This window comes from Streptomyces cinereospinus (assembly GCF_042430725.1).
GTDB classification, from domain to species: domain Bacteria; phylum Actinomycetota; class Actinomycetes; order Streptomycetales; family Streptomycetaceae; genus Streptomyces; species Streptomyces cinereospinus.
This window is the reverse complement of sequence record NZ_JBHMCY010000005.1, coordinates 77,980-95,204: the sequence shown is the minus strand read 5'-3', so window position 1 is coordinate 95,204 and position 17,225 is coordinate 77,980. Positions and strand designations below refer to the sequence as shown.

15 protein-coding genes and 1 pseudogene are annotated in these 17,225 nt (G+C 72.1%); 6 read left to right on the top strand and 10 right to left on the bottom strand.

What is annotated here, in order from left to right; all coding sequences use genetic code 11:
- Positions 1–9: 9 nt before the first annotated feature.
- From ACFF45_RS03980 to ACFF45_RS03965, 4 genes are read right to left on the bottom strand one after another with little or no spacing between them, the layout of a single operon-like run.
- Complete coding sequence (locus ACFF45_RS03980; RefSeq protein WP_381341904.1) at positions 10–648, bottom strand: GTP-binding protein; 639 nt, start codon at positions 646–648, stop codon at positions 10–12.
- Positions 629–1,048: a DUF742 domain-containing protein gene (locus ACFF45_RS03975; RefSeq protein ID WP_381341901.1), complete on the bottom strand. Its 420-nt coding sequence runs from the start codon at positions 1,046–1,048 to the stop codon at positions 629–631. Before ACFF45_RS03975 ends, ACFF45_RS03980 begins: the two co-directional genes overlap by 20 nt.
- The gene (locus ACFF45_RS03970) at positions 1,045–1,548 is read right to left on the bottom strand and encodes a roadblock/LC7 domain-containing protein (protein WP_381341899.1); all 504 of its coding nucleotides are present in this window, start codon (positions 1,546–1,548) and stop codon (positions 1,045–1,047) included. Before ACFF45_RS03970 ends, ACFF45_RS03975 begins: the two co-directional genes overlap by 4 nt.
- Positions 1,545–4,586: a sensor histidine kinase gene (locus ACFF45_RS03965; protein WP_417801360.1), complete on the bottom strand. Its 3,042-nt coding sequence runs from the start codon at positions 4,584–4,586 to the stop codon at positions 1,545–1,547. The genes ACFF45_RS03970 and ACFF45_RS03965 overlap by 4 nt, the downstream gene beginning before the upstream one ends.
- A 375-nt stretch (positions 4,587–4,961) precedes the next feature.
- Between ACFF45_RS03965 and ACFF45_RS03960 the strand changes: the two genes are divergently transcribed.
- A complete protein-coding gene (locus tag ACFF45_RS03960) occupies positions 4,962–5,750 on the top strand; it encodes a hypothetical protein (RefSeq protein ID WP_381341893.1) in 789 nt (262 codons plus the stop codon).
- An 11-nt stretch (positions 5,751–5,761) separates the two neighbouring features.
- On the opposite strand, the gene ACFF45_RS03955 is transcribed toward ACFF45_RS03960, so the two are convergent.
- From ACFF45_RS03955 to ACFF45_RS03935, 5 genes and pseudogenes are all read right to left on the bottom strand, one after another.
- Positions 5,762–6,253 (bottom strand): MarR family winged helix-turn-helix transcriptional regulator, encoded by a 492-nt coding sequence (locus ACFF45_RS03955; RefSeq protein ID WP_381342063.1) that lies wholly within the window; start codon positions 6,251–6,253, stop codon positions 5,762–5,764.
- A gap of 242 nt (positions 6,254–6,495) precedes the next feature.
- Positions 6,496–7,260 carry a hypothetical protein gene (locus ACFF45_RS03950; protein ID WP_381341891.1) on the bottom strand — a complete coding sequence of 255 codons (765 nt, stop codon included), beginning with the start codon at positions 7,258–7,260 and terminating at the stop codon, positions 6,496–6,498.
- A gap of 5 nt (positions 7,261–7,265) precedes the next feature.
- Complete coding sequence (locus tag ACFF45_RS03945; RefSeq protein WP_381341890.1) at positions 7,266–7,721, bottom strand: hypothetical protein; 456 nt, start codon at positions 7,719–7,721, stop codon at positions 7,266–7,268.
- Positions 7,722–7,795: 74 nt separating this feature from the next.
- Positions 7,796–8,581 (bottom strand): hypothetical protein, encoded by a 786-nt coding sequence (locus ACFF45_RS03940; protein ID WP_381341887.1) that lies wholly within the window; start codon positions 8,579–8,581, stop codon positions 7,796–7,798.
- Positions 8,582–8,761: 180 nt separating this feature from the next.
- A pseudogene (locus tag ACFF45_RS03935) lies at positions 8,762–8,878 on the bottom strand (helix-turn-helix domain-containing protein); the annotation flags it as partial.
- Positions 8,879–9,391: 513 nt separating this feature from the next.
- Between ACFF45_RS03935 and ACFF45_RS03930 the strand changes: the two are divergent.
- Entirely contained in the window at positions 9,392–10,579 is a 1,188-nt protein-coding gene (locus ACFF45_RS03930) for an amidohydrolase family protein (protein WP_381341884.1), read from the top strand.
- Positions 10,576–11,241, top strand: coding sequence for a TetR-like C-terminal domain-containing protein (locus ACFF45_RS03925; protein ID WP_381341881.1), 666 nt, complete (start codon positions 10,576–10,578; stop codon positions 11,239–11,241). Before ACFF45_RS03930 ends, ACFF45_RS03925 begins: the two co-directional genes overlap by 4 nt.
- Positions 11,242–11,826: 585 nt before the next feature.
- Here the strand turns inward: ACFF45_RS03925 and lon are convergent.
- Positions 11,827–14,241 carry an endopeptidase La gene (lon, locus tag ACFF45_RS03920; protein WP_381341879.1) on the bottom strand — a complete coding sequence of 805 codons (2,415 nt, stop codon included), beginning with the start codon at positions 14,239–14,241 and terminating at the stop codon, positions 11,827–11,829.
- 321 nt (positions 14,242–14,562) lie between these two features.
- On the opposite strand from lon, the gene ACFF45_RS03915 reads away from it, so the two are divergent.
- From ACFF45_RS03915 to ACFF45_RS03905, 3 genes are all read left to right on the top strand, one after another.
- Positions 14,563–15,240 carry a spermidine synthase family protein gene (locus ACFF45_RS03915; protein ID WP_381341876.1) on the top strand — a complete coding sequence of 226 codons (678 nt, stop codon included), beginning with the start codon at positions 14,563–14,565 and terminating at the stop codon, positions 15,238–15,240.
- Between the two features lie 113 nt (positions 15,241–15,353).
- The gene (locus tag ACFF45_RS03910) at positions 15,354–16,094 is read left to right on the top strand and encodes a response regulator transcription factor (protein ID WP_381341873.1); all 741 of its coding nucleotides are present in this window, start codon (positions 15,354–15,356) and stop codon (positions 16,092–16,094) included.
- Positions 16,091–17,200 carry a sensor histidine kinase gene (locus ACFF45_RS03905; protein ID WP_381341871.1) on the top strand — a complete coding sequence of 370 codons (1,110 nt, stop codon included), beginning with the start codon at positions 16,091–16,093 and terminating at the stop codon, positions 17,198–17,200. Before ACFF45_RS03910 ends, ACFF45_RS03905 begins: the two co-directional genes overlap by 4 nt.
- The last annotated feature ends 25 nt before the right edge of the window (positions 17,201–17,225 follow it).

Here is a 17,225-nt window from a genome sequence, read left to right as displayed (position 1 = left end):
CTTCGACTCCTACTCGGGTGTTTCGTCCAGCGCGTGACCCACGAGGGACAGAAGGGTCTCGATGACCGAGATCCGGCGGCGCGCATCCATGATCATTACAGGTATGTGCCGCGGGATCGTCAACGCCTCCCGCACGTCATCGGGTTCGAAGCGCTCGCTGCCGTCGAAGTGGTTCACGGCCACGACGTAGGGCAGCCCGCAGCTCTCGAAGTAGTCGAGCGCGGGGAAACAGTCCTTCAGGCGGCGGGTGTCGGCCATCACGACGGCACCGATCGCGCCGCGCACCAGGTCGTCCCACATGAACCAGAACCGCTGCTGGCCCGGTGTGCCGAACAGGTAGAGCACCAGGTCGTCGTCGAGCGTGATGCGGCCGAAGTCCATGGCCACCGTGGTGGTCCGCTTGTCCGGCGTCCCGGTGAGGTCGTCGGTCTCCTCGCTCGCCTCGGTCATCAGCGCCTCGGTCTGCAACGGCGTGATCTCCGAGACGGACGTGACCAGCGTGGTCTTGCCGACGCCGAAGCCGCCCGCCACCACGATCTTGGTCGCGACGGGGGCACGGGTGCGGTCCGTCTGCCAGGACCTGGGGTTCTCGTCGGGATCGACGAGCGGGAAGACGCCCGGGGCGGCGTCAGAGACGACGGAGTCCACTCAGCACCCTTTCCAGCAGAACGCGGTCCGGCCGGCCCGTGCCATGACCGGTTCCCGTTCCGTACACACGGATCTTTCCCTGGTCCGCGAGGTCGCTGAGCAGCACGCGGACCACACCGAGCGGCATCTTCAGCAGCGCGGCGATCTCGGCCACCGTGCGCATCCGGCGGCACAGTTCGACGATGGCCCGCATCTCCGGCATGACCGTGGACCTGAGGGAACCGTTCGTCAGCTCCCTGCGCTCCTCGGGCGCCTCCAGCGCCGCCACGAACGTCTCCACCAGCAGCACGTGACCGAAGCGGGTACGGCCACCGGTGAGCGAGTAGGGGCGGACGCGCGCGGGCTTGCGCTCGCCGCCGCGTACCGGGAGCTTCTGCGGCGTACCGGGCGTACTGCTCATCGGGCACTCCCCGTCGGTTCGGACTCCAGGGACTTGCGCAGCTCGCTGCGGAGTTGGGGGGTCAGGACGTGGCCGGCACGGCCCACGAAGAGCGCCATGTGGTAGGCCACCACGCTCATGTCGCAGTCCGCGGAGCCGTGCACGCCGAGCAGCGAGCCGTCGCTGATCGACATCACGAACAGGCTGCCCTCGTCCATCGCCACCATGGTGTGCTTGACCCCGCCGAACGCCAGCAGCTTGGCGGCGCCGATGGTGAGGCTGCCGATGCCGGAGACGAGCGTGGCGAGGTCGGCGGAGGAGCCGCGCGGGCCGCTGGGCCGGCCGGTGCCGGTCTCACGGGCCTGGGCGTTGCGGCCGGGGTCGGACGAGAGCAGCAGCAGTCCGTCGGAGGAGACCACCGCGACGGAGAGGATGCCGGGCACCTCCTCGACGAGGTTCGTCAGCAGCCAGTGCAGGTTGCGGGCCTCACTGCTCAGTCCGAAGGTACTGGGCGCGGTCAACTGCTTGCCTCCTCGACGGTGCCCCCCGTGGATTCTTCGGCATGTGCGTGTGTGCGGGCGGTCTGCGCGGCGACGGCGCCGGGCGCCGTCCGGTCGCGGGCCGCCGTGTCCGGCGCCGGGGCGGACGGGGTCGTCGTCTCGCCCGTCCGCTCGGCGATCTCCGACTCGACGTCCCGCCGGCCGGCCTCCGCCCCCCGGCGGAAGCCGCCCAGACGACGGCGCAGGGCCTCGGCGTCGACGGATCCGGTGCGCGGCCGGGGCGCCGCCGCGGGCGCGTTGATCTTCGGCGTGCGCTTGGGCAGCCCCTTGTCGGTGACGGGCTCGGGCCCGGCCCCCTCGTCGGGGGTGCGCTCGTGGGCGTCGGGGCCGATGGCGTAGGGGTCGGGGGCGGTGGTGGCGGAGTGCTGGACGGGGGGCGCGGCCGGCGTCGGGGCCGGCTCGGCCCACGGCTCCGCGCCCGGCCCGGTCGCCGTGCCCGGCTCGGTGGACGCCGCGCCGCCCTGCCCGGCGGGCTGCTCCCGGTCCCGCTCCGTCGTGGCACCCGACCCGGCACCCGGCTCCGCGGCCGGGCGCGTCTCGGCCCGCCCGGTCGCCGTGCCCGGCTCGGCCCGCGTCCCGGAGCCCTGGTCCCCCTGCTCCTCGGCCCGCGGCTCCGGGTGCTGCCCGTGCGGGTGCCGGCCGGCCGGGTCGGTGGCGTGGCCGCCGTCGGTGTCGTCCGGCTGCTCCGGGAGCAGCAGCTCCATGGTGGTCTCGGCCGGGGACTCCGGGGTGTTCCGCGCGGCCGCCGACTCCTGTGCCCGGACCGCCCGCTCCGCCAGCGCCACCAGCGGGTCGCCCTGGTCGGAGCGGCCGGGCAGCACGTTGGAGTTGGCCTCCGCGTTCGCGCCGGGCAGCGAGAAGGACTGCGGCCCGTCGGCGAGCGACGCGGGCGCCGGGGACGGGACGGCGGTCTGCGGCGCCTCGGCGAGCAGCGACTGGGGCAGCACCACGACCGCCGCGACGCCGCCCTGCTTCTGCTCGCGCAGCTGCACGCGCACCCCGTGCCGGTGGGCGAGCCGGGCGACGACGTACAGGCCGAGCCCGAGACCGTGCTCGCCCTCCTGGTCGTACGGCGACTCGGGGTCGAAGTCGGTGAGCCGGGCGTTGAGCCGGGTCATCCGCTCGTCGGTCATCCCGATGCCCCCGTCCTGGACGGAGAGCATGACCTCGCCGCTCTCCAGCAGCCAGCCGGAGACCTCGACGGGCAGGTCGGGCGGGGAGAACGAGGTGGCGTTCTCCAGGAGTTCGGCGAGCAGGTGGGAGAGGTCGTCCGCGGCGAACCCGGCGAGGTGCGCGTGCGGCGGCAGCGCGGTGATCCGCACCCGCTCGTACCGCTCGATCTCGCTGACCGCGGCCCGTACGACGTCGACCACCGGGACCGAGCCCGCGTGCTGCTGGACGTGCTCGGTGCCGGCCAGCACGAGCAGGTTCTCGCTGTGCCGGCGCATGACGGTGGCGAAGTGGTCGAGCTTGAAGAGGGTGGCGAGCCGCTCGGGGTCCTGCTCGCGCTCCTCCAGGCCCTCGATCACGCCGAGCTGCCGTTCGACCAGGCCGAGCGTGCGCAGCGCGAGGTTGACGAAGGTGCCGCCGATGCTGTCGCGCAGCCGCTCCAGCTGGGCGGCGGAGTCGGCGAGTTCGGTGCGCAGCTCCTCGCGGGCGTCGGCCATCTTCTGCCGCTGGCCGACCAGGTGCTTGCGGTCGGACTCCAGGGTGGTGATCCGCTCGTGCAGGGCGGCGGCGTGCGCGTGCAGGGCGTTGACGGAGCGGACGACCTGGGCGAACTCGTCGTTGCGGCCGGTGAACTTGACCGGTTCCTCGGCGGCCGGGTTCTCCGCGGCGGCCAGCCGGGCGGAGCCGAGGCGCAGCACGGCGAGCGGGCGGGTGAGGCTGCGGGCCATGCCGGTGGCGACGCCGACGGCGAGCAGCATCAGGGCGCCGAGGATCGCGATTTGGATCTCCAGCGCGGTGACGTCGTCGTCGCGCAGCTGCTCCAGGGCGGTGGTGCGGCGCTCGTAGAGGGAGGCCTCGACGCCGCGCATCAGGTCGATCCGGGCGGTCAGGGCGGCGTTCAGCCGCTCGGCGCCGGTGCCGAGGTCCTCGTCGGAGAGGGTGGGCTGGTCGGTGAGGGCGGCGAGGTACTCGTCGGCGGAGTTGACCTCGGGGCCGGTGACCGTGGAGTCGTAGGTGCCGCGGGCGGCCTGGGTGGCCGTGTCGTGGAAGTCGGCGAGCGCGGACTCGGAGCGCAGCCGGGCCGTCTGGGCGGCGGCGGTGAGGGCGTCGCGCTGCTGGCCGTCGGCCTCGGAGGAGACACTGGTCTCGGTGGGCAGGCCGGTGACGGGGTCGTAGACGGTCTGGGTGCTGCTGGGCACGCTGAGCGCGGCCAGCAGCAGGCCCCGGGTGGCGGCGGCCTGCTGGACGGCGGTGTCGAGTTCGGCGAGCGCGTAGGCGCCGGAGCCCGCGCGGGGCGGAAGCTGTTCGGCCAGCTCCTCGGCGAGCCGGTGCAGGTCGGCGATGGCGGCGGAGTAGGCCTCGTGCGCTTCGAGGGCGGTGCTCTGCCCGGTGAGCGCCGCCCGGCGCACGGTCGCGATGCCCTCCAGGTCCGCGCGCAGCCCGGCCGGCGTGCCGGTGTCGGTGCGCAGCTCCTCGACCTGCCGGTCGACGCGCGCGCCGCGCTGCTCGGAGGGCGCCTTGGACTCGGGCCGTCCGGCCGCGATGTAGGAGGTGACCTCGTCCCGCTCGTCCGCCAGGGAGTGGGCGAGCGTCAGCGCGTTCTGCGTCCGCCCGCTCAGCGTCACCAGTTCCTGGCTGTCGCTCAGCTGCCCGGAGGCGGCGATCACGGAGGGGGTGCCCGCGCCGGCGATGGCGGCGGCCACGACCGCCACGGCCACGATGAGCCGGTTGCGCACGTGGGTCGGGCGTCCCTTGCCGACCGGGGTGCGCTCCGCGCCCCCCTCGGAGGCCGTCTTCTTGCCTGTGCGCCGAGGCCGCGTCTTCTGCACCGGTGCTCGCATTCCTGACTCGTGTACCCATGGGCCCGGGTGACGTTCCGTCAACTGGTGTGCACACCACCCGGTACGTACGGTCCCCGACCCTCCCAGTGCCGGTGGTCAGTCATCGCACATCACCCGACCCGTCACCCGAAGGAGTGAACCCCGGAGGGGAGTTGGCGGGCAAGTTCCAGCGGCGATTGCGACGGCCCCTCGCGGCGGGCCGGTTGGACGTGGGCGGCGGGCTTTGGCAGTATTCGCCGCCACGCCTTCCCGGAGTCCGCCATTCCCCCTCAAATCCGGCGCCTGACCTGCGGCGGTACGGTGATTCGGCGACCGTTGCCCCCCTTTCGAGGACCCTGTGAAGGGCTCGTGCAGACTGGCCGCATGCACACGGAACTTGTCTCCCGGCCGGGCGACCCGGCCCGTCCCAACGAGGACTTCGCCAGCGTGGGACTGCCCGCCTGCGGACAGGGCGGTTCCCTCGTCGTGCTGGACGGAGTGACCCCGCCGAGAGATGGCACCGGCTGTCTGCATTCCGTTCACTGGTTCACCGCCCGCCTGGGGGGTGCCCTGGCCGAACTGACCGTTTCGCTCCCGGATGTTCCCCTGTCCGACGCCCTGGCCCGCGCCATCGCGCGTACCGCCGAGACCCATGCGGGAACCTGTGACCTTTCTCACCCGAGAACTCCGCAGGCAACCGTGGCCCTCGCCCGCTGGTCACGGGAGACCGTCGAGTACCTGGTCCTCTCCGACTCGGCCCTGCTGCTGGAAGCCCCCGACGGACTGGTCACCCCCGTGCTGGACGACCGCCTGGCCCGGCTGCCCCGGGCGACCCTGGCCACCGACGCCCTGATCGACGCCGCCGTGCGGAACAAGGAGGGCGGCTTCTTCACCGCCGCCGCCGACCCCTCGGTGGCGGAGCGGGCGGTGACCGGGGTGCTGCCGCGCGACCGGGTGCGGGCCCTGGCCGCCCTGACGGACGGCGCGACCCGGTGGACGGAGACCTTCCGTGAGGGCGACTGGACGGACCTGTTCACCTTCGTCCGCAAGAACGGCGCCCAGGCCCTGGTCGACCGGGTACGGGAGCTGGAGGCCGCCGATCGCGAGGAGCGGACGTACCTGGGCCGGGGCAAGACGCACGACGACGCCACGGCCGTGTACGCGCACCTGTGACCCGGCCCGCGCTACTTCTCCATCTCGGAGTTGAGCTGGTGCAGCAGCCGGGCCAGTTCGGCCACCTCGCGTCGGTCCCAGTGGGCGAGCTTGCTGACGTACCGGGCGCGGCGGGCCTCCCGGACCCGTTGCACCCGCGTGCGCCCCTCCTCGGTGAGGTGCACCAGCCAGGCGCGGCCGTCCGCCGGGTCGGGTTCGCGGGCGACCAGGCCCAGGTCCTCCAGGGCCCGTAGCTGGCGGGACACGGTGGCCTTGCCGACCCCGATGTAGGCGGCCAGCTCGGTGGCCCGCTGCCGGCCGCACTCGTCCAGGCGGACCAGCAGTCCGTACGCCGCCGGCTCCAGGTCGGGGTGGACCTCGCGGGCCATCTCGCCCTGGTTCGCGCGGGCCCGCCGCAGCAACACCGTCAGCTCCCGCTCCAGTGCCAGGAACTCCTGGTCCTCGCCCGCACGCGTCGCGTCCGCTCCGCCCCGACGTCTGTCGTCGTTTCCGCCCTCGTGCACGTCAGCACCCTGATCCATCTGCCTGGTCGTGAAATGTGTCGCCGCCGACGTGATCGCCGGGGCTCGGTCAGTATTTCGCAGGCGTGGATCAACGGCAGCCTCCGGACCCCCGCGGCCGGGACGAGGGCCCTGCTCGGGGGGCGGGGGGCCACGCCGCCGCCCCGCCGGGAGGGACCGGCGGGGCGGGGAGGGACCGGCGGGGAGGGTCGGATCGGGTCGGGTCGGGTCGGGTCGGGTCGGATTCAGTCGACGATCACGGAGTCGTCGTCGGAGGTCTGCGGCTGCGGGCCCGGTTCGGGTGCGGGCTGGGTGTCGGTGGAGTCCGACGTGTCCGCGGTGTCGGAGGTGTCGGAGATGTCGAAGGTGTGGGAGGTCTCGGAGGCGTGGGAGGTCTCGGCGTGGTCGCCGGTCCCGGGGTACTCCGGGTGCTCCGGGTGCTCCGGGTACTCGGGCCTCTCCGGCTTCTCGGGCTTCTCGGGCTTCTCGGGTGCCGACTGGTCCGGCCTGTGGTCCGGGTCTCCCGACCCGCCGTAGGTGCCTCCGTCGGGGCAGTGGTTGCCGCCGCCACCGCCGCCGTTGCCGTCCCGGCCGCCCTGGCCGGCCCGGCCGCCGCACTTGCCCCGGCCGCCGCGGCCACCGGAGCCGCCGGTGCCGCTCTGACCCGGCTCGGTGCAGACGGGCGGGGTGGTGCCCGTGCCGTCGCCGCCGTTGCCGCCGTTCCCCCCGTCGCCGGGGCGGCAGTAGTCGTCGTGCCCGTGGCGCTTCTTCTTTTGGCGCTCCTTCTCATGGTGCTTTTTCTTATGGTGCTTTTTCTCCAGATGGTTCTTCTTGTGTTCTTTCTTGTCGCCGCTCTTCTTCTCGTGGTCACCGAATGCCGCCGACTGGAACCGGCCATGCGTGGCGGGAGCGGCGGACGCCGCGCCCGCCGGTACCAGTACGCCGCCGACGGCGAGGAGAATCGAGGCGGCTGTCGCAACCAGCGTGTTCGTGCGGGCCGTGTTTTCCATGAGCGCTACTTCCCTGTCAGTACTGACCAGTCGCCTTCGAGGTACGCCTTTCGCCAGGACGCGACCTCGCTCTTCGGCATGTCGTATTTCCCGGCCACCTGAGCCTCGGTCGCGCCGCCGTTCTGCAGGACCAGAACGACCCGGACCTTGTCCGCCACGGTGAGTTCCGCCTTCGGTCTGTCCGGCAGGTCGCTGAAGCGGGTGCATGCGCGGGTGCCGGGCCGGCCGGGTTCACCGGGCTCCCCGGGGCGGCCGTCCGAACCGCCGTCCCCTCCCCTGCCGCCGTCACCGCCCGCACCGCATTCCGCGGAGCCGGCCGGGACGGAAGCGGCCCCGGAGACGGCGGGCCGGGCGTCGGGCCCGGCGTCCGGCAGGAAGCGCGGGGCGCCCATGACGACCGCGGCGACGGCCAGACCGGCCGCCGTCCAGGCGAGCGGGCGTCGCGCGAGCTTGCGTGACATGAGGTTCCTCCTCGGTGGTGGGGGGCGCGGCGGCGGGGGTGAGAGCCGAACCGGCCCTCACCCCGCCGTCCGCGTCACTCAGCGTCGCCGCCGTCGCCGCCGTCGCCGCCTACGAGCCCGCCGGCACCGCCGTTGCCGCCGTCACCGCCCGTGTCCGCGCCGTTGCCGCCGTCGCCGCCGTCACCGCCCGCGAGCCCACCGGCACCGCCGTCACCGCCGTCACCGCCGGTCTCGCCGCCGTCCCCGCCGGCACCGCCGTCACCGCCCGCAACACCGCCGGGGCCACCGTCACCGCCGTCCCCACCGGTCTCGCCGCCCTCCCCGCCGGCACCGCCGTCACCGCCCTGGACGCCGCCGGGGCCACCGTCACCGCCGTCGCCACCGGTGTCCTTGCCCTTGCCGCCCTTGCCGCCGTCGCCGCCGAGGACACCGCCGGGACCGCCGTCCCCGCCGTCACCGCCCTTGCCCTTGCCGTCGTCCTTCTTGTGGTCGTCCTTCTTGTGGTCGTCCTTCTTGTGGTCGTCCTTCTTGTGGTCGTGGTTGTGGTGGTCGTTCTTGTGGTCGTGCTTGTGGTGCTCGTTCTTGTGGTCGTGGTTGTGGTGGTCGTGCTTCTCCCAGCAGTGCTTGTGCCACTTACCGTTCTTGTGGTGCTTGTGCCACTTGCAGTGCTTGTGCTTGTTGTGTTCGGCCTTGCCCGTGACCGTGCTCACGACCGTCGAGTCGGGCATCGGTGACGCCGAGGCCGCGGTCGCCGGGACGATCACCCCTCCGGCGGCCACCACCGCCGAGGCCACGAATGTCGCGACACGGTTTCCGCGGTTCTGACGGGCGCCCTGCTTGTTTTCGTTCGTGCGAGTCATGGTTCTCTCCTACTTTCCGAGGGGGCCTTTTCGTTTTCCGGTGTTTCCGGTGTGGCCCGCACTTCCAGTAGGCGGGAACGGCCCATCCGGGTCATGTTCCGAGGACTCGGGGCTTGACGTGGTGCGGAATGCCGGTTAAAAACGCCCGGCCGCCCTTGCCAGTACGGCAAAGGCCCGGGCCTGGGCGGCGGGCCGGTACTGGCCTGTGCCCTGACGCCGGTTGCGGCGGAGCTCGCGGCTGATGGTGGACGGGCTGCGGCCGAGCTCGGCGGTTGCCGCCCGGACCGTGGCCTTCTCCCGTGCGCCGCAGCACGGTAGTTGTCAGCAAGGCAAACGAGTTGTCACCGAGGCCGCCGGGCGGCGTGCGGGGTGGATCGCCGCGTCCTGTCGCAGCGCACCTGTCAGAGTGGCCGTTGGCCTGTGGGATGCCGGGTCGTTTGAGAAGGCGGCGGCTCGGGGGTTTTTTCCGAACGATCTGGGCAGTTCCGGCAGGCTCGCCCCCGAGCGGCTCCAGGGCTGCCTCCAGCGGCGAGGTGCCAGCGCAGTCCGGCTCGCCGAGCAGTGGCCCTCCATCCAGCATGTTCAGCCCATCAGGCGGCGAGCCGGCCCAGCGCCGGGCAGCGAAGTGAAAAGCCTGACGGGTCGCGAGGGTGCGCAGTTGTTCGCCGCCGCCCGTGCTCCACAGCTGCGCCGCAAGACCTCGGCAGGTACCGCGGCGGTGCCTACGTGTTCACGGCCACCGTCGAGCAAGTCGAGAACGTTCGTTTATAGTGAAAAAAGTTCTTCACTATGAGAGGCGGGGTGCTGATCATGACCATGATCACCGGCGTGCGGGTACTGACCGAGAGCGGGCTGTCCGAGCCCAGGGACGTCACCGTCGAGGGAGCTGCGATCGGCGCGATAGCTCCTGCTTCCACCGACGCGGCGAATCGAACCGACGCCGACACGGTGGACGGACACGGCAAGGTGCTGCTGCCGGGACTCATCGACACCCACATCCACCTGTCCGGCCTCAGCGAGTTGGAGGCGATGGCCGCGGCCGGTGTCACCACCGCCTTCGACCTGGGGACCCACCCGGCCTCCCTCGTCGACGAGCTGCGCGGACTGCCTGCCCTCACCGACCTGCGCAGTGCCGGAAGCGCGGCGTCCGCACCGGGCAGTGGGCAGTCCACCGTCATGGGCTTCCCGGCGGACAGCGTAGTGACCTCGCCCGAGGACGCCGCCCGGTACCTGTCGGTCCGCGTGGCCGAAGGCGCGGACCTCATCAAGATCATCGTCGAGGACCCGGCCAAGGTCCCCGCCGCGCTCCCCGTCGAGTCGATCAGCGCGCTGGTGACCGGCGCACACGAGCTCGGGCTGCTGACCGTTGCCCACGCCACCACTGCTGACGCCTTCCGCCGTGCGGTCACCGCCGGAGTGGACGTCATCACCCACACCCCCCTGGACCGCCTGCTCGACCCCGATGTGGTGGCCCTCATGCTGCAGCAGGGAACCATGGTGTCGCCGACGCTGGTCATGATGCGGGGGGTCACCGCCAACGCCGGCGGTGACCCCAGCAAGGCCCTCGGCGCCGATCGGCACGACGGCACGGCCGCTGCGGCCGAAGACTCCATCCCCGCCGCCGGCCAGCCCGCACCGGACCCGCAGTTCACTGTCGCCTGCGACGTGGTGGGCCAGTTGCACGACGCCGGGGTACCGATCATCGCCGGGACCGACGCGAACCCGTTCGTCGGAATGCCCTTCCACGTGGCCCACGGCACCGCCCTGCACGAGGAACTCGCGCTCCTGGTCTCAGCGGGCCTGAGCTGCACCGAGGCGCTGCAAGCGGCGACGAACAAGGCTGCCACGGCACTGCGTCTGACCGACCGCGGGACCGTCTCCCCCGGCTTGCGCGCCGACCTGCTGCTGGTGAAGGGTGACCCGACCACCGACATCACCGCCACCCGCCAGGTGGAGGCCGTCTGGATCGCCGGGAAGCGTGCCAAAATGACCCGGTGAGCGCCGTGAACCCCCAGCCGATCGACCCGTCCACGGAACCCGCGCCCCCCAAGCGGCCACGACGGCGTGGCCGCGACCTGGAAGAGGCGATATTCGCAGCGGCGTTCGCGGAGATCGCGGAGACGAGCTTCGCGGACCTCTCCCTCGAGAAGGTCGCGGCCCGCGCCGGGGCGGGAAACGCCTCCCTCTACCGCCGCTGGGCCAACACCACCGAACTCGTCCTCGCCGCCCTGGCCTCCCTCGACGCCGCCGCGGTGATCCATCAGCGCCTCGACAACGGCGAACTCCGAGCCGACCTGATAGAGATACTCACCGGTCTGGTCGCCATTTTGGACACCACAGCCGGACGCGCCTTCCGGTCGCTCCTGACACAGCCGGAACGCCATCCCGACCTCCACGCGAAGGTACTGGCCCTCTTCGTGCAACCGGGCGAGGAAGTGATCGCCGACGTGTTCCGCGCTGCGTCCGACCGGGGCGAGATCGACCACCGGGTGATCACGCCCCTTCTGGTGAGCAGCGGTCCCCAACTCGTCCTCGGCCAGCACATCGCCGCCGGCCGCGTCACCGAATCCGAGATCACCGCAATCGTCGACGAGATGATCCTCCCCGCAGCCGCCCGGATACCGCTGGCACTCACCACAGGCGAATCCGACCGGACGTAGACATACCGGGCGCGGAGATCCCGGCCGTTCAGCGACTCTTCGATTCTGGTGACAGAAAGACTGCCGGATGAGCGCCTGTGACAAGTCGGATGCCTCGTTGATGACAACCAGGCTGCCTCGGCCGTCCCTGTTGACCAGCTCAGCCGGTCCTGCTGGTGACGACTTCTGAGCTTCGGCTCATCCCGCAACCGGTCGGCGATGCGGATCCGGTCATCCCCGCGCAGCTGTCTGGACAGACCAGGAGGCGGTACCACCGTGTCGACCGGTGGTACCGCCCTCTGCCTGCGGTCGGCGCTGCGGCCGTTACGCCATCGCCGGCCGGTCCTCTCGTTGATGCCGACGATGCGGCATGCCTCCTCGTTGCTCAGGCCAGGCCCCGATGCGTGAGCCGGGAGTATGCCTCCCGCTCACGCACCAAGTGCTCGCCACCCCTGAACTACTGTCCGCAGCTCCCGGGTCTTGACGTCCATCGCATCCCCCGAACCGGGACGTTGCGACGACCACCAGAACGGAGGCTCCACGGGACCCGGGCCTTGCCTTCCACTCCGGTCACGTCCGCCCCCGGCTCCACACCGCGGGTGCGCCTCACGCCGCGACCGGGACCTCCGGCACCGCGCCGTGCGTGGCCGGCGCGAGCGCCAGCTCCAGGACCTGGCGGACGTCGGTGACGGTGCGGACGTCGAGCTTGTCCAGCACCTCGGCCGGGACGTCGTCCAGGTCGGGCTCGTTGCGCTTGGGGATGATCACGGTGGTGACGCCCGCCCGGTGCGCGGCGAGCAGCTTCTGCTTCACCCCGCCGATGGGCAGCACCCGGCCGGTCAGCGACACCTCGCCGGTCATCGCCACGTCCGTGCGGACCAGGCGCCCGGAGAGCAGCGAGGCCAGCGCGGTCGTCATGGTGATGCCCGCGCTCGGGCCGTCCTTCGGCACCGCGCCCGCCGGGAAGTGGATGTGCACGCCCCGGTCCTTCAGGTCGGCGACCGGCAGCTCCAGCTCGGCGCCGTGGCTGCGCAGGAAGGACAGCGCGATCTGCGCGCTCTCCTTCATCACGTCGCCCAGCTGGCCCGTCAGCGTCAGGCCCGCCGCGCCCGTCTCGGGGTCGGCCAGCGACGCCTCGACGTACAGCACGTCACCGCCCGCCCCCGTGACCGCGAGGCCGGTGGCCACACCCGGCACCGAGGTGCGCCGCTCCGCCGGGTCCTGGGCGGACTCGGGGACGTGGTGCGGCCGGCCGATCAGGTCCCGCAGGTGCTCATCGGTGACGGTGAACGGCAGCTCCCGCCGGCCCAGTTCGTGCTGGGCGGCCACCTTGCGCAGCAGCCGGGCGACGGACCGCTCCAGGTTGCGCACGCCCGCCTCGCGCGTGTACTCGCCGGCCAGCTTGCGCAGCGCGCTCTCGTCGAGGGTCACCTCGTCCCGGTCCAGCCCGGCGCGCTCCAGCTGACGCGGCACCAGGTGGTCCCGGGCGATGACGACCTTCTCGTCCTCGGTGTAGCCGTCGAGGCGGACCAGCTCCATCCGGTCGAGCAGCGCTTCCGGGATGGCCTCCAGCACGTTGGCGGTGGCGAGGAAGACCACGTCGGACAGGTCGAGTTCGACTTCCAGGTAGTGGTCGCGGAAGGTGTGGTTCTGCGCCGGGTCCAGGACCTCCAGCAGGGCCGCGGCCGGGTCGCCCCGGAAGTCGGACCCCACCTTGTCGATCTCGTCGAGCAGCACGACCGGGTTCATCGACCCGGCCTCCTTGACGGCGCGGACGATCCGGCCGGGCAGGGCGCCGACGTAGGTCCGCCGGTGGCCGCGGATCTCGGCCTCGTCGCGCACGCCGCCCAGGGCGACCCGGACGAACTTCCGCCCCATGGCGTGCGCCACGGACTCACCGAGGCTGGTCTTGCCGACGCCGGGCGGTCCGACCAGGGCGAGCACGGCACCGCCGCGCCGCCCGCCGACGACGCCGAGGCCGCGCTCGGCACGCCGCTTGCGCACCGCCAAATACTCGGTGATCCGCTCCTTCACGTCCTCCAGACCGGCGTGCTCGGCGTCCAGCACGGCCTTCGCGCCCTGGATGTCGTAGGCGTCCTCGGTCCGCTCGTTCCACGGCAGTTCGAGCACCGTGTCGAGCCAGGTGCGGATCCATGAGCCCTCGGGCGACTGGTCGGAGGCCCGCTCCAGCTTGTCGACCTCCTTGAGCGCGGCCTCGCGCACCTTCTCGGGCAGGTCGGCGGCCTCGACGCGGGCGCGGTAGTCGTCCGACTCCTCGCCCTCCTGCTCGCCGTTCAGCTCGCGCAGCTCCTTGCGGACGGCCTCCAGCTGCCGCCGCAGCAGGAACTCCCGCTGCTGCTTGTCGACGCCCTCCTGGACGTCCTTGGCGATGGTCTCGGCGACGTCCTGCTCGGCGAGGTGGTCGCGCAGCTGCTGGGTGGCGAGCTTCAGGCGGGCGACCGGGTCGGCGGTCTCCAGCAGCTCGACCTTCTGGTCGAGGGTCAGGAACGGCGAGTAGCCCGAGTTGTCGGCGAGCGCGGACACGTCGTCGATGGCCTGCACCCGGTCGACGACCTGCCAGGCACCGCGCTTCTTCAGCCAGGCGGTGGCAAGCGCCTTGTACTCCTTGACCAGTTCGGCGACGTGCCCGGGCACCGGGTCCGGGACGCTCTCGTCGAGGCTGGTCCCCTCGACCCACAGCGCGGCGCCCGGCCCGGTGGTCCCGGCACCGATCCGCACCCGTCCCCGGCCCCGGATCAGGGCACCCGGGTCACCGTCGGCGAGCCGGCCGACCTGCTCGACGGTGCCCAGAACACCCGTGCTCGCGTACGTGCCGTCGACCCGGGGCACCAGCAGCACCTTGGGCTTCCCGGCCGTGGACCGGGCGGCGGCCTGCGCGGCCTCCACCGCCGCCCGGACATCTGCGTCGCTCAGGTCCAGCGGAACCACCATCCCGGGCAGGACGACCTCGCCGTCGAGCGGCAGCACGGGCAGGGTGAGCGGTGTGGACGTCGAAGCCATGATCTCCCCTTCGGCAGTCAAGTTGAGCTATGCCGACTCAATGCTCGGGCGGAGCACATTGTTCCCCGGGGCGCGTTCGCTGTCAGCGATCACGGCGAGGGAGGGACCCCGCCGGGCACAACGCCGCGCCGGACCGGCGCATGCCCGGGCGGCGGTCCGGCACCGCGCCCGTCAGGCACCGTCAGACACCCGCAGCCGCGCCCCACCCGTCCGGCGGCCGTCCCGCCGGACGGGTGGGGGCGCCCTCCCTGCCGTCCCCTTCGGCGGCGCGGGGCCCGTAATTCCGTCAACAATCCGTCAGAGAAGTGCCAGGATGGACCGATGGTCACCGTCTACGACATTCCCGAAGTCCTGGACCGTCGCGAGGGCCCGTACGGCGAGGTGGTGCTGCGGCGGCACGGGGCGCTGCTCCAGATCATCGCCAACGGCTGCTTCCTGATGGACACTTCGGACGGCCGTTCGGAACGGCTGCTGGTCGACGCGGCGCTGGACGCCCTCGACGGGCGCCCCGGCCCGCGGGTCCTGATCGGCGGGCTCGGGGTCGGATTCTCGCTCGCACATGCCTGCGGCAACCCCCGCTGGGGCCGGGTCACGGTGGTCGAGCGGGAGCGCGCGGTCATCGACTGGCACCGCGCGGGACCCCTGTCCGAGGTGTCCGGCAGCGCGCTGGCGGATCCCCGGACGCGGATCGTCGAAGCGGATCTGCTCGATTACGTCAAAGAGACGTGCGCCATGTTCGACGCGCTGTGCCTGGACATCGACAACGGACCCGGCTGGACCGTCACGGAGGCCAACGCGGGACTGTACTCCGGGGACGGACTCGCAGGCTGCGCTCGGGTGTTGCGACCGGGCGGGGTGCTCGCCGTGTGGTCGGCGAGACCCTCCCCGGAATTTGAAGGAACCTTGCGGAATGCCGGTTTCCGGCATGTGCGTACCGAAGAGATCCCCGTTGCCCGGGGCGTTCCCGACGTCGTGCACCTCGGCGTCCGACCTGAATAGCCGAGCTGCGGTGACTCCCCGTACGCTGCTCCCCTGACGCCGATCATTCAAGCGTCAATCGCAGTCATGGGATCACCCCACGGATTCCGGAAAGCACACTTCAGGGGCGGGCGATGGAGCAGACACACACCTCCCACAACGGCACGGCGGCGGCCACCCCGGGCGCACAGCGCCGGGTCCTGGTGGTGGAGGACGACCCGACGATCGTCGACGCCATCGCGGCCCGCCTGCGCGCCGAGGGGTTCCTCGTGCAGACCGCCGGTGACGGTCCGGCCGCCGTCGACACCGCCGAGGCCTGGCAGCCCGACCTGCTGATCCTCGACATCATGCTGCCGGGCTTCGACGGCCTGGAAGTCTGCCGCCGGGTACAGGCCCAGCGGCCGGTGCCGGTACTGATGCTCACCGCGCGCGACGACGAGACCGACATGCTGGTGGGTCTCGGCGTGGGCGCCGACGACTACATGACGAAGCCTTTCTCCATGCGTGAGCTGGCCGCCCGCGTGCACGTCCTGCTGCGCCGGGTGGAGCGGGCCGCGATCGCGGCCGCCACCCCGCGCACCGGCATCCTGCGCCTCGGCGAGCTGGAGATCGACCACGCGCAGCGCCGGGTCCGGGTGCGCAGCGAGGACGTCCACCTCACGCCCACCGAGTTCGACCTGCTGGTGTGCCTGGCGAACACCCCGCGCGCGGTGCTCTCCCGTGAGCAGCTGCTGGCCGAGGTGTGGGACTGGGCGGACGCCTCCGGCACCCGGACCGTCGACAGCCACATCAAGGCGCTGCGCCGGAAGATCGGCGCCGAGCGGATCCGCACCGTGCACGGCGTGGGCTACGCGCTGGAGACGCCGACGCCATGAGCGAGGGGCGGCCGGCCGCGCGGAGGAGTCCCGGGGAGCCCTGGGGCGGCGTACGCCCGTTCTCGATCAAGACCAAGCTGGGCGCGCTGGTCGTCATCTCGGTGCTGATCACCACCGGCCTGATGATGATCGCCATGCGCACCGAGACCGAGCTGCGCTTCATCACGGTCTTCTCGATGATCGCCACCCTGCTGATAACGCAGTTCGTGGCGCACTCGCTCACCGCCCCGCTGGACGAGATGAACGCGGTGGCCCGCTCCATCTCGCACGGCGACTACACCCGCCGGGTGCGCGAGAACCGCTGGGACGAACTGGGCGACCTGGCCGTCACCATCAACCGCATGGCCGACGACCTGGAGGCCCAGGACCGCCAGCGCAAGGAGCTGGTCGCCAACGTCTCGCACGAGTTGCGCACCCCCATCGCGGGGCTGCGCGCCGTGCTGGAGAACATCGTGGACGGCGTCACGGAGGCCGATCCCGAGACCATGCGCACGGCCCTGAAGCAGACCGAGCGGCTGGGGCGGCTGGTCGAGACGCTGCTCGACCTGTCCCGGCTGGACAACGGCGTCGTCCCGCTGAAACAGCGGCGGTTCGAGGTGTGGCCGTATCTGTCCGGGGTGTTGAAGGAGGCCAACATGGTCGCCTCCGCGCGCGCGGACATCGCCTCCGGCTCCGGCAGCCACACCCGTGCGGACGTCCATCTGCACCTCGACGTGTCCCCGCCGGAACTGACCGCGCACGCGGACCCGGAGCGGATCCACCAGGTCGTCGCGAACCTGATCGACAACGCGGTCAAGCACAGCCCGCCGCACGGCCGGGTGACGGTCAGGGCGCGGCGCGGGGCGCGCGCGGAGTCGCTGGAGCTGGAGGTGCTGGACGAGGGCCCGGGCATTCCGCGCTCGGAGTGGCACCGGGTCTTCGAGCGGTTCAACCGGGGTGCGGTCAGCCGTCCGCACGGCCCCGGCAGCGACGGCGGCACCGGCCTCGGGCTGGCGATCGCCCGCTGGGCGGTGGATCTGCACGGCGGCAGGATCGGGGTGGCCGAATCCGAGCGGGGTTGCCGGATTCTTGTCACCCTTCCGGGTCTACCTTCTGCGCCAAGTTGACGTAAAGTTCGAGACGGAGCCACAA

Coding starts and splice junctions, on each gene's coding strand:
- ACFF45_RS03915 (WP_381341876.1), top strand. CDS start 14,563: ATGGTCACCGTCTACGACATTCCCGAAGTCCTGGACCGTCGCGAGGGC.
- ACFF45_RS03930 (WP_381341884.1), top strand. CDS start 9,392: ATGACCATGATCACCGGCGTGCGGGTACTGACCGAGAGCGGGCTGTCC.
- ACFF45_RS03910 (WP_381341873.1), top strand. CDS start 15,354: ATGGAGCAGACACACACCTCCCACAACGGCACGGCGGCGGCCACCCCG.
- ACFF45_RS03960 (WP_381341893.1), top strand. CDS start 4,962: ATGCACACGGAACTTGTCTCCCGGCCGGGCGACCCGGCCCGTCCCAAC.
- lon (WP_381341879.1), bottom strand. CDS start 14,241: ATGGCTTCGACGTCCACACCGCTCACCCTGCCCGTGCTGCCGCTCGAC.
- ACFF45_RS03950 (WP_381341891.1), bottom strand. CDS start 7,260: ATGGAAAACACGGCCCGCACGAACACGCTGGTTGCGACAGCCGCCTCG.
- ACFF45_RS03975 (WP_381341901.1), bottom strand. CDS start 1,048: ATGAGCAGTACGCCCGGTACGCCGCAGAAGCTCCCGGTACGCGGCGGC.
- ACFF45_RS03945 (WP_381341890.1), bottom strand. CDS start 7,721: ATGTCACGCAAGCTCGCGCGACGCCCGCTCGCCTGGACGGCGGCCGGT.
- ACFF45_RS03905 (WP_381341871.1), top strand. CDS start 16,091: ATGAGCGAGGGGCGGCCGGCCGCGCGGAGGAGTCCCGGGGAGCCCTGG.
- ACFF45_RS03940 (WP_381341887.1), bottom strand. CDS start 8,581: ATGACTCGCACGAACGAAAACAAGCAGGGCGCCCGTCAGAACCGCGGA.